The sequence below is a fragment of the Alishewanella sp. HL-SH05 genome (genome assembly GCF_052655985.1).
On record NZ_CP199753.1, the window covers coordinates 2,031,998 to 2,042,500 of the forward strand.

Below are 10,503 nucleotides of genomic sequence, written 5' to 3' on the forward strand. Positions count from 1 at the left end.
AAACAAAGCTTAAACAGATAGAATAGTAACAGAATTCAGAAAAAACAGGAAAATTTATGTCGGTAGATATGCAACATCTGGCTATTAATTACATTGCGTTGACCGATAGTGGCGAACATCAAGCGCATTATCGTGACGGTTTGATCAGCAGTAACGTCGCCGTTGCCAACTTGGTAGAAACCTTACATCTGGCCTATAACGGCAAACCAGCTAAAGGATATGCCAGTTTTAATCCAGAGAAGTCCGCACGAGTGCCACAAGCATTAGCCGATTGGCAGGCTGATCAAACAGACTTTTTGGGTTTTGCCAAAGCCACTACGGATGCATTAGTGGTGGAATTAAGCCAACATCAATTACCTGAAACAGGTTATGTGTTACTGGCACATTATCGTTATTTAGCCAGCGATTACCTTTTGGTCTGCCTGTTAGGCAGTAAAGATCACTTTGAATTGTCGGAGCAACTCGAGTTAGCAACTTCACGGCATTTAGATATTGGCCGGATGCAACTGGCCGCACGTTTAGATTTAACGGAGTATGCTGTTAATGCGGCTAAAGGCAATTACATCAGTTTTATTCGTGGACGTGTAGGGCGAAAAGTGGCCGATTTCTTTTTAGATTTTTTAGGCTGTACCGAGGGCGCCGATGCACGAGTGAATAGCCAAAAAGTGTTGGCTTCAGTTGAAGAATACCTGGGTGCGGCTGAATTTGATGCCTCTGAAAAAACCAGCGCTCGGCGTCAGGTGTTTGACTACTGTGAAGAGCGCGCCAAGAGCGGGCAAGATGTGGTACTCACTGAGTTATCGGCGGTCGTTGATCCTGAGCAAAGTAATGGTTTCTTACACTATTGTGCGGAACAACAGCTCGATGTTGCTGAACAATTTCCAGTCGAAGTGAAAGAGCTGAAAAAAATGGTCAAGTTTAATGGTGCGGGTGGCGGCTTATCGCTTAGCTTCGATGAAAAGCTACTCGGGGAGCGGATAAAGTACGATATCAAAACCGATACTTTAGTTATTACGGGCACACCACCTAACTTACGAGACCAGTTACAACGCTTTAGTCAGGGCTATTCGGCTTTTGATCAGGGCTCGGAGTAACCGGTTTACTTTGTGTTTGCTTGGCAGCGTCAGTTTGACTGGCGTTGTCAGGCTTGGCTTGCGGATCGGCTAGATCTTTTAAACTGGGCATTTTCATTTTAGCTGAATGTTTAATGAGCATGATATTGCCGATGATTACGCCAAAAGCGAGTGCGATGCCCCAAAATAACGGCCAATTCATATTTCTGCCTCACAAATGTTAGTGATAAAACGAGGATATAACTCCGGTAACATTTGCAACACTGTGGCTTGCTCGGCAATCGGATTATCCATCAAGGTTTGTTGTAATTGTTGTAGGGTTAGCGCTGCCTGACATGCACTGGCCAGCGGTTGATAGCTCAAATGCCAAGGCTCTGCCGCTACACCACCGCGAAATGCGCGATAAGGTAAAAAGAAGCCATAGTCAGCAGCATTCTGTTGTAACCACTGCGCTAAAGTGGCGAAAGGCCCATCGCCTTGATATTCGTCTGTACTTAACTGTACTTGATAATCTATTGGCACAGCCGCGGCATCATAAACATCTATTTCTGTTCCCCAGTGATGTCGACTTGCACCAGGTAGTGCCGAATAAAGCATAATCGCTTCAATACGTGCCTGCGCTGACAGTGAAGTCACATCAACCCGTTGTTGAGCATGATTAAAAACCGGACGTTGCCCCAAGCATTTTGCTTGCCAGATACGAGCTTGACGCTCGAAACTGCGCCAAGCCGATACCACGGCTAAATCAAAACCTTCATTAGCCAAGGCCGCTTTGAGTTGCAGAAATGCAGCCATGGCCTCTTGGTGAAGCCACTGCTGATTGCCGATATGTTGCATGGCTGAATTATCAAGCCCCGTTAACAGGGCACGGTTCAGTATTGCGCGGCTCATGCGGTTAAGCGTTGCTGCAAATTAATCAATAATTGCAGGTACACTTCAGTTAATTGGCTAAGATCGGCAATCGCCACACATTCATTTACTTTGTGGATAGTGGCATTGCAAGGGCCTAGTTCAATCACTTGAGCGCCAGTTGGGGCAATAAAACGGCCATCTGAGGTGCCACCTGTGGTTTCAAGCCGTGGCGTAATACCTCGTACTTTTTCAATCGCGGCCACCGTGGAGTCAACTAAATCGCCTTGCTCGGTTAAAAACGGTAAGCCATTTAACGTCCACTCTAGCTGATAATGTAAACCAAATTTGTCGAGTAGGGCATAGACTCGACTTTGCAGCTGCTCGGCATCCACTTCCGTGCTGTAACGGAAGTTAAACATGACGTTTAATTCTCCCGGGATCACATTTGATGCACCGGTGCCACCTTGAATATTGGCGATTTGAAAACTGGTTGCTGGAAAATAAGCGTTACCGTTATCCCAAATCTCTGTTGCTAAGGCGGCCAATGCCGGTGCCGCTTTATGAATAGGATTATCAGCTAAGTGTGGGTAGGCGACATGGCCTTGAATACCTTTTACGGTTAAGTGCCCTGTTAACGAACCTCGCCGACCGTTTTTTATCACATCACCCACTTGCAGATGGCTAGAGGGTTCGCCCACTAAACACCAACGAATTTTTTCTTGGCGTGCTTCTAAAGTTTCAATCACTTTGACCGTACCATTGATAAAGGGGCCTTCTTCATCGCTGGTAATTAAGTAAGCTAAATTAAAAGCCGGTGACGGTTCTTGTGCTAAAAATTGCTCAGTCGCAACAACCATCGCAGCTAAACTGCCTTTCATATCGGCAGCACCGCGACCAAATAAGGTATCGCCAATGATGGTTGGCTGAAACGGGGGGTGTGCCATGCATCGACAGGACCGCTCGGTACTACATCGGTGTGACCGGCAAAACAAAATAACGGTTTGCCTTGACCATGGCGTGCCCACATATTGAGTGTATCGGCAAACGGCATCATCTCAATATTAAAGCCCACTTTAGCTAAACGTGCCGCCATCAGTTGCTGACAACCGGCATCTTCAGGTGTCACTGACGCCCGTTCAATTAACGCCATGGTGAGCGCTAATGTTGGGTTGCTGGCCGGATTGGTGAGATCAGTCATAAATGAATTACCTATTTTTCAGAAGAGGCAGATAACGCAAGATAAGCTTGCTCATCAAAGCCCAGTAACAGTTGTTCGTTATGTTGTAATACTGGCCGTTTGATTAGCGCAGGTTGTTCTAGCATTAAGGCTAAAGCACGTGTTTCGTTGATCTCCGCTTTATCGTTGTCAGCTAACTTACGCCAAGTTGTTCCACGTGTATTAAGTAAATTTTTCCAGCCTAATTCCGCGGCAAAACGCGCTAGCAGTTCAGCGTCCAAGCCATCGGTGCGATAATCGTGAAATTGATAGGCTAACGCTTGTTGCTCTAAACAACGTTGGGCTTTTTTGATGGTGTCACAGTTTTTGATGCCGTATAAGGTAATCATAGTTTTTTTACTTTTTAAATTGCAGAACAAAAAGAGGATCTTGGTTGGCTAGCACTTGAGCTTGTCGGCTGAGTAACTTATCGAGTTTGCTCGGTAAAGATAAGCTCGCGACACAATACAGTTCATCGAGCACTAATTGCCAATACGCTAAGTCGATTTGCAATATCGGTGTACCTGCCTTGACTTCACGTGGTGCTCGGCACAGCCAATGTAAGCCTTTGCCGTGATCGATGCTAATAGCAAAAGGCAAATCGACGGTCAGCGTTAGCCCCGAAGTATGAGTAAAGATTAAACGACGTTCACCGGCTCTGGCTGTTGTAAAGTGGCCACTGAATGGAGCATAAAGCGTACCTTGTTGTAATTTACAGCATAAGGTCGCCGGAAAAATATCCTGCTGATACAGTAATTCAGGATGCATGCTGATCGGTAAGACCTGACCACTAAACGGGCTTTTAATAATAAAACCTTCTAGTGTGGTCCAATCTTGTTGCCAGATGATGACTGATTGCTGCACTGTTGCTCTCCAAGATCATGAAGCTTTGATGATAGCTTAAAGTTTTTGCAATATCAGCATCTTTCACTGCCTTATGTAGCCCAGCATTAAAGCGATAGCAGCGCTTTTGGCCATAAAACTGCTGCTTTTGCCGTATTTGCTCAAATTTGTAGCTTAATTAACGATTTCTACTAGCAAAAAAACAGTTGTTAAGCCATTAAACCGTTATTAACAAGCCTCATGTTGTCCACAGATTCTGTGAATAACATTGTGAATAACACGGTTTATCTTGTTTATCGTTCTGTATTTTATTGGATTTTTATTTTGGCATATTCTTTGTTTAGTCTGTCATGATCGAAAAAGTACAGAGAACGTAAAAAAAGCAGACTTTTGCTATCAATTTGGTTTAAATATCTTGTTGTTTATATTTTGTTAAATCTGAGGCGTCACTGTGTCTTTCATTAACGTTTCAATGGCATTTTTATTTTGTTTAGAACAATTAAAAGTATGTTAAAGTTATCAAACTAGGCCAGCACGGGAGTAGAGTAATTGCAGCTGATTCGTATTCTAAGCCAAGGTATTCGTTATAGTCGTACTTGGCCGACTAAACCAGAATTAAATGCTATTTTCCCTGAAAATAAAGTCATTTTCTTAACGCGTAAAGGCGTTCATTTTTTGCCGGTATTATCGGTAATTACGGCTTTAGTCCAATTCAAATTGCTTGGTGCAGAACATCTCGGTCAGATTATTGCCATGATGTTGTTTTTAGCCGCGTTACCATTGCAGGGTTTTTATTGGCTAGGCATACGAGCTGACAACAGTTTACCTCCAGCGCTGATAAATTGGGGAAACGAAATTCGTGAGCAAATCATCAAGCATGGCCAATTACAAAGCCAGCCTGGCTCGTTAAAAAGCTATTTCGATCTGGCTAAACTACTTCAACAGGCTTATCAGCAGTTAGACAATACGGTAATGCGCCGTTGGTTTTAACAAGACGCATTCATGACAGTGGCTCAAGCTAAGCTAAGCTAAGCTAAGCTAAGCTAAGCTAAATTAAATACTGACCAAACAGGGGCGTGGTCAGATGGGCGTTCAATACCCCTGAGTTCATAATCGATGCCTGACTCAATACACTTAGCCGCCAGCAACGGGGTAGCCATAACCACGTCTATGCGTAATCCACGATTATCATCAAAACCCTTCGAGCGATAATCAAACCAACTGTATTGTGCGCCAGTTTCTGGATGCAGTGCACGGAAAGTATCAATCAAGCCCCAATCTTTCAATTGTTGTAGCCAAGCACGTTCTTCCGGCAAAAAAGAGGTCTTACCTTCACGTAACCAACGTTTGGCATTGGCTTCGCCGATGCCGATATCTAAGTCGATAGGCGAGATGTTAATATCACCTATTACGGCCACATAGTCCTTTTCGCTGTTATGCGAAGTTTCTAGGTAATGTTGCAAATCAGCGTAAAACTGAGTTTTGGCGGGGAATTTTATCGGGTGCTCGCGGTTTTCCCCTTGCGGGAAATAGCCGTTTAGCACAGTTAGGCGTTTGCCATCGGCTAAATCGAATTGTCCAATTAGCATTCGACGTTGAGCATCTTCATTATCGCCGGGAAAACCATATTGCATTTCGCTGGCCGGTTGCTTACTCATGATGGCAACACCATAATGCCCTTTTTGGCCAAAATGATAAACGTGATAACCCATTGCTTGAACATCAGCTAATGGGAATTCACTATCATGTACTTTGATTTCCTGTAAACCAATAATGTCAGGTTGATGTTTTTCAATTAATGCTTGAAGTTGATGCAGCCTGGCGCGAATACCATTAATATTAAAAGAAATTATTTTCATACACTATCCGAATTAAGACCTGTTAACGCTTGTTGTTGATCATACCATGTAATCCAGATCAGCACGACCTGTGACAAACTCGGATCCGGAGCAATCTTTGGCAATATTATCTGGGCAAACAGCTTTGCCTTTTAACTATCAAGTCATCTACAGTCGGCGACGTTCTGTGCAATTGGCCATTAAGGCAGGGCAATTGACCATTCGAGCACCAAAAGGCACTTCAAGTCAGTTCATCTCTGCGTTATTAGCGCGCAAACAACAATGGATCTTGTTACACCTTGCTCGAACGGAAGCCGAAGCTGATAGCGCCGTGGCAGCGTTAGATCGTCATGAAATTTTAGTGTCAGGGCAATCGATACCATTTTGTTGGCAGTTAGCGGCCAAAGCCAATGTGGTAATGACGGAGCGTCAGTGTAAAGTATCGATCCCAACGCGGGTGAAGCCAGAACGACGTGCTTTATACCTGAATCGACAACTGCAAGAATATTTTGTACCTCTGGCTGAACAGTATTTTCAGCAAGCGGTAGCGTCTCAAGCTCAGCTTATGGGGTGTAAGCCAAAGGCAATCCGTATTGGTAACTGGCAGCGTAAATGGGGGTTTTGCAATAGTTTGTCAGAGGTAGGGTTTAATTGGCGCTTGATGCAAGCGCCTACTTGGGTAGCAGAGTATGTTGTTGTGCACGAATTAGCACATTTAACCCACATGAATCATTCAAACGCTTTTTGGCAACGCGTAGCAAAGTTTTCTGCTGATTACAGGTTAGCGGAGCAGTGGCTAAAGCAACATCAGCGGTTGTTGTTATAAAAAAACCGACCTTTGCAGGTCGGTATCAAGATAAATTGATTAAAAGGAGAATACATCCAGGGATAACACACCTTTTAAGACCCACTGATTATGAAAAGATTCCATTGCGGCATAATTATTTATTAGATTTTGCATTAAATCGCTATTTTAGTTTAATCTCTGCCCTCACTAGGTGAGCATACCGCGATTAATTAGACGGTAATTAATAATAATGAAACAGACAGGCAACTAACCATGATGAATCCCCTTCGTTTATTGCAACTGCTTAAACTTTTAGATGTAACACGCTTACAAGATAACGATGATCAGCGTCAAATGACCGATTGGTTAGTCCAATTACCGGTAACTCCCGCGCCGGTGGCCGCATTATGTGTGTATCCTGAATTTTTAGCCGAGGCCCGTAAACATATTACGCAGTCTAATGAAACTGTGGCACTGGCGACGGTTGTTAACTTTCCAACTGGCGATCAACCCTTATCTACCGTACTAGCAGACATCGCTACAGCACGCCAAGCCAGTGCGACGGAAATTGATTGTGTTTTACCTTATCAAACCTTACTCAGCGGCAAAGAAACCGAAGTCGCTCAGTTTTTAGCTGCGGTGCGCGAAGCAAGCCAAGGTCTGTGTTTAAAAATCATTATCGAATCAGGTGAGCTATTAACCGCACAACAAATTACTAAAGCCAGTGAATTGGTTATAGATAGTGGTGCCGAGTTTATTAAAACATCAACCGGTAAAGTGCCGGTTGGCGTTACCCTGGAAGCGGCTAAAATCATCTTAACCAGTATAGCTGCCGCAGATCGCTCGGTAGGATTTAAAGCATCAGGTGGTGTCAAAACCGTTGAGCAAGCATTAGAGATAGTCAGTTTATATGAGCAAGTGACGGGTAAAACGGCACAAAGCGAAGGGCTACGTATTGGTGCCAGTACCTTATTAACTGAGCTATGTCAGCAACTTGCCAGTTAGTTACGGCCTTTTAACCAAAGACAACGTTATAGTCATTATCAATAAGTACGAGCAAGTACTGGCTGTTATGCCATTATTTGCTTTTGCTTATAAAGACAGTATTAATTAATCGCGACAATGAGTCAGCCGTAACAGCATTTTTTGCTGATAACACGATGAATTGAATAGGAAAGAGGCTGCTGAAGAAGAAATTGCTTGCGTTGCTCGCCTTTCAGGCAAGCGCCACATTGTTCCGCTGGTCAATGCTGCGCATTGTCAAACCTGCTGAAGGTTCTCACCTTGCCCTAAGAGTGTTTTAAAGCGTTTTGATTTAAATTGAAGAAATTAGGCATAAAGAGAAATGGTGGAGGGGGAAGGATTCGAACCTTCGAAGGCAGTGCCGGCAGATTTACAGTCTGATCCCTTTGGCCACTCGGGAACCCCTCCACAAGTGCAGGCGCATATTATCAAATTCAGTTTTTAAGTAAAGCACTTTACTAAAGTTTTTTGACTGTTTGCCGATAAAGCAAACAGTTAGGCTAAAAAGTGTAGATAATGCAAGCAATCATTAACGAATGGCAACTGGGTACAACGCTTAACCAAGCACTGCAACAACAGCATCGTGCTGATTTTGCGTTGTGGTTAGCGGTGTTGTCTCCGGCGGTACAAGAAATGGCGGCTTTTTATACGCCATTACCTAAAAGCGTTGAGGTTAACGCAACGCTCTATCAGCAATTATTTGTGCGTCAACGCCGCAGTTTTGCATGGCAAGAAACTGATGCGGCTGTGTTAGCGCAACTTAATCGATCTGCGCAAACGAGTTTACGCCAATTGAAATTACAAAGCGCTTTAACCCCTGAGCCTTGGGTTAGAAAAGATGATGCCAAAAAATTAGATGGTCGCTTGATGAGTAATTTAGATCAGCATGCTATACGTCGTCTAAGTGGCAAGGAACCACCGATCCAAGAAGGGGACGAAACCGTGTTATATGAAATGCTGCAAGAACTGAATGCTAACCCTTTACCGCTTTAGTGCTTCTTGATCTTATGCTTGACCGCTTATTAGATGAGTTTGACAATGTTTCACTTTTATCAATGAACCACACGGGCAAAGCTCATTACGTTTTAACTTATGGCTTGGTGTGGCTGACAGTTTGCCACTGTGGTAATACCATTTATCAATAAATTCAAAAAATGACTGTTCTGTGATCACTTCAACGGTGTTATCGATAATAAAGTAGGCTTTGAAACTTACTTCACCTTTATGCATATTCTGGTTGCTCTCGCTGATCGCTAACTTAAAAAAATGCACACTATCAGCAAACTGTTGAATTTCTTCTATCAATTCAGCTGAACGTTGTGTTGGATGCGTAGTCTGGTAAACATAGTCAATCTGACCAAGACAATAGGCCGTGTAACGTGAACGCATTAGGGCTTCACAATTTGGTGCTAATTCACCTTCTAATACATAAGGGGCACAGCATTCAATAAACGGTTTTTTTGAACAGCAATAACACAGCATCGTTATCTCCACATTAATGCGTGTTAGTTTACCCCTAAGCCAGCTCAGGGTGTTTCACTTTATTGATGATTTATCGTTTTTTGTTAAGTATTGTGATGCATAGCTTAGATAAAGTATGTCACTTGTCACTTGTCACTGATATAGAGTTTTAATGTTGTTTCACCATTGCCTGTGTTAAGGGATACAACGCAGTTTGCTGCTTCTCTGCTAATTGCGCTAATTGCGTTGCTTCCTCATCAGTTAATTCACCACCATGCAACACAACTTTACAGCTAGCACTGTTTATCGCGCGTTGTACCGTTTTCGCTAAATCCTTAACCTGGTGCGGATGAATCATTAAGATTTTTTCTAGAGGGATCTGGCAGCTTGCCCAAAAATTTTTATTAGGTTTCACTTTCGGTGCGATTAATACGATCCAGCCATCTACATCGCGATGTTGTTGTAGCAACTTTAATAGTTGTAGTTCGATATTATCATGCTGTTGATATGCCGAGGCCTGCGTGGAAGGCACAGCAATATTGTTTAACGATTTGCTGTTGCGAAGTTGAGTATCATGGTGTGCCGTTTTGCTGGTAATAAGCATGTAAACCTCTAGCTGGTTATTTATACAGTGTATGCCTATACAGTAGTTTTTGTTCAAATAAAAAGCAAGTGTTTTGTGTTTGTTTTTTTAGTCATATCGTTGTCATACAACCTGCATATTCTTTATTGTTGTTAATTTTGGATTTGATGTATGGCAACTTCAGAACAGTCTTGTGTTGAGCTACAAAGTATTTTGCAGGCCAAAGCGCTTCAGCCGTTATTTCAACCTATCGTTACTTTAAATACTGCGCAGATTTTCGGTTATGAGGCGTTAATTCGTGGCCCATCGAACAGCCCGCTGCATTCGCCTTTGCAACTGTTTAAAACCGCGCTTGCGTGCGATGCGTTAGCCGAGTTAGAACTGCTCTGCCGAGAGTTGAGTATTGCAGCCTTTGCCAGTGCAGGCGTCACTAGTAAATTATTCTTAAATGTTAATCCACTATTATTACTGACCGCTGATCATCCTAGCGGCCTAACCAAAGCGATGTTACAAAAAGCCGGTTTAGATCCGTCACAGGTAGTGATTGAAATTTCGGAACAATACCAAGTAGAAGAGGCGAGTTTATTAATTAAAGCGGTGAACCATTATCGCGATCTGGGTTTTTTAATTGCGATTGATGATTTGGGCAGTGGTTTTTCGGGTTTGAAGCTATGGTCAGAGTTGCAGCCTGATTTCGTTAAAATTGATCGTTATTTCATTAGCGAAATTCATCGTGACCCGACCAAAAAGGCCTTTGTTAAAAATATTATCAGTTTAGCTAAAGCTACCGGTGCGTTGATTATTGCCGAAGGGATTGAAACGCAGGA

General features: G+C 43.2%; 13 protein-coding genes, 1 tRNA gene and 1 pseudogene (1 of these 15 running past the window's edge). 6 read left to right on the forward strand and 9 right to left on the reverse strand.

Annotated elements, in window-relative coordinates; translation table 11 throughout:
- The first annotated feature begins 56 nt into the window (after window positions 1-56).
- The gene (gene yejK / locus ACUJFL_RS09310; RefSeq protein WP_445427300.1) at window positions 57-1,094 is read left to right on the forward strand and encodes a nucleoid-associated protein YejK; all 1,038 of its coding nucleotides are present in this window, start codon (window positions 57-59) and stop codon (window positions 1,092-1,094) included.
- On the opposite strand, the gene ACUJFL_RS09315 is transcribed toward yejK, so the two are convergent.
- From ACUJFL_RS09315 to ACUJFL_RS09335, 5 genes and pseudogenes are all read right to left on the reverse strand, one after another.
- On the reverse strand, window positions 1,054-1,275 hold the full coding sequence (locus tag ACUJFL_RS09315) for a DUF2897 family protein (RefSeq protein ID WP_306176523.1): 222 nt from the start codon (window positions 1,273-1,275) through the stop codon (window positions 1,054-1,056). The genes yejK and ACUJFL_RS09315 overlap by 41 nt on opposite strands.
- Window positions 1,272-1,964, reverse strand: a complete 693-nt coding sequence (locus ACUJFL_RS09320) for a M15 family metallopeptidase (protein WP_445427301.1) — start codon at window positions 1,962-1,964, stop codon at window positions 1,272-1,274. Before ACUJFL_RS09320 ends, ACUJFL_RS09315 begins: the two co-directional genes overlap by 4 nt.
- A pseudogene (gene dapE / locus ACUJFL_RS09325) lies at window positions 1,961-3,123 on the reverse strand (succinyl-diaminopimelate desuccinylase). Before dapE ends, ACUJFL_RS09320 begins: the two are co-directional and overlap by 4 nt.
- A gap of 11 nt (window positions 3,124-3,134) precedes the next feature.
- Window positions 3,135-3,491 (reverse strand): ArsC family reductase, encoded by a 357-nt coding sequence (locus ACUJFL_RS09330; RefSeq protein WP_445427302.1) that lies wholly within the window; start codon window positions 3,489-3,491, stop codon window positions 3,135-3,137.
- A 7-nt stretch (window positions 3,492-3,498) separates the two neighbouring features.
- Window positions 3,499-4,005, reverse strand: a complete 507-nt coding sequence (locus tag ACUJFL_RS09335) for a PTS glucose transporter subunit IIA (RefSeq protein WP_226751577.1) — start codon at window positions 4,003-4,005, stop codon at window positions 3,499-3,501.
- Window positions 4,006-4,533: 528 nt separating this feature from the next.
- Between ACUJFL_RS09335 and yfbV the strand changes: the two genes are divergently transcribed.
- Complete coding sequence (yfbV, locus tag ACUJFL_RS09340) at window positions 4,534-4,974, forward strand: terminus macrodomain insulation protein YfbV (RefSeq protein WP_226751578.1); 441 nt, start codon at window positions 4,534-4,536, stop codon at window positions 4,972-4,974.
- Between the two features lie 53 nt (window positions 4,975-5,027).
- Here the strand turns inward: yfbV and xthA are convergent, their stop codons facing one another.
- Window positions 5,028-5,843, reverse strand: coding sequence for an exodeoxyribonuclease III (gene xthA, locus ACUJFL_RS09345; protein WP_445427303.1), 816 nt, complete (start codon window positions 5,841-5,843; stop codon window positions 5,028-5,030).
- A 97-nt stretch (window positions 5,844-5,940) separates the two neighbouring features.
- Here xthA and ACUJFL_RS09350 point away from each other — a divergent pair, with 97 nt between their 5' ends.
- Both ACUJFL_RS09350 and deoC read left to right on the forward strand, forming a co-directional pair.
- Complete coding sequence (locus tag ACUJFL_RS09350; RefSeq protein WP_445424705.1) at window positions 5,941-6,648, forward strand: M48 family metallopeptidase; 708 nt, start codon at window positions 5,941-5,943, stop codon at window positions 6,646-6,648.
- Window positions 6,649-6,882: 234 nt separating this feature from the next.
- Complete coding sequence (deoC, locus tag ACUJFL_RS09355) at window positions 6,883-7,614, forward strand: deoxyribose-phosphate aldolase (RefSeq protein ID WP_445427304.1); 732 nt, start codon at window positions 6,883-6,885, stop codon at window positions 7,612-7,614.
- A 341-nt stretch (window positions 7,615-7,955) separates the two neighbouring features.
- Here the strand turns inward: deoC and ACUJFL_RS09360 are convergent.
- A tRNA-Tyr gene (locus tag ACUJFL_RS09360) sits at window positions 7,956-8,040 on the reverse strand.
- Between the two features lie 108 nt (window positions 8,041-8,148).
- Between ACUJFL_RS09360 and ACUJFL_RS09365 the strand changes: the two genes are divergently transcribed.
- Window positions 8,149-8,625 (forward strand): VC2046/SO_2500 family protein, encoded by a 477-nt coding sequence (locus ACUJFL_RS09365; protein WP_445424706.1) that lies wholly within the window; start codon window positions 8,149-8,151, stop codon window positions 8,623-8,625.
- Window positions 8,626-8,637: 12 nt separating this feature from the next.
- Here ACUJFL_RS09365 and ACUJFL_RS09370 read toward each other — a convergent pair whose 3' ends face one another.
- Both ACUJFL_RS09370 and ACUJFL_RS09375 read right to left on the reverse strand, forming a co-directional pair.
- A complete protein-coding gene (locus ACUJFL_RS09370) occupies window positions 8,638-9,114 on the reverse strand; it encodes a YchJ family protein (protein WP_226751583.1) in 477 nt (158 codons plus the stop codon).
- 148 nt (window positions 9,115-9,262) lie between these two features.
- Entirely contained in the window at window positions 9,263-9,697 is a 435-nt protein-coding gene (locus ACUJFL_RS09375) for a SulA-like leucine-rich domain-containing protein (protein ID WP_445424707.1), read from the reverse strand.
- A 150-nt stretch (window positions 9,698-9,847) separates the two neighbouring features.
- On the opposite strand from ACUJFL_RS09375, the gene ACUJFL_RS09380 reads away from it, so the two are divergent.
- Window positions 9,848-10,503, forward strand: the 5' end (the start) of a protein-coding gene (locus tag ACUJFL_RS09380; protein ID WP_445424708.1) for a GGDEF domain-containing protein. 1,126 nt of this gene lie beyond the right edge of the window; 656 of the gene's 1,782 nt are visible here — the first part of the coding sequence; the start codon lies at window positions 9,848-9,850; its stop codon lies beyond the right edge, outside the window.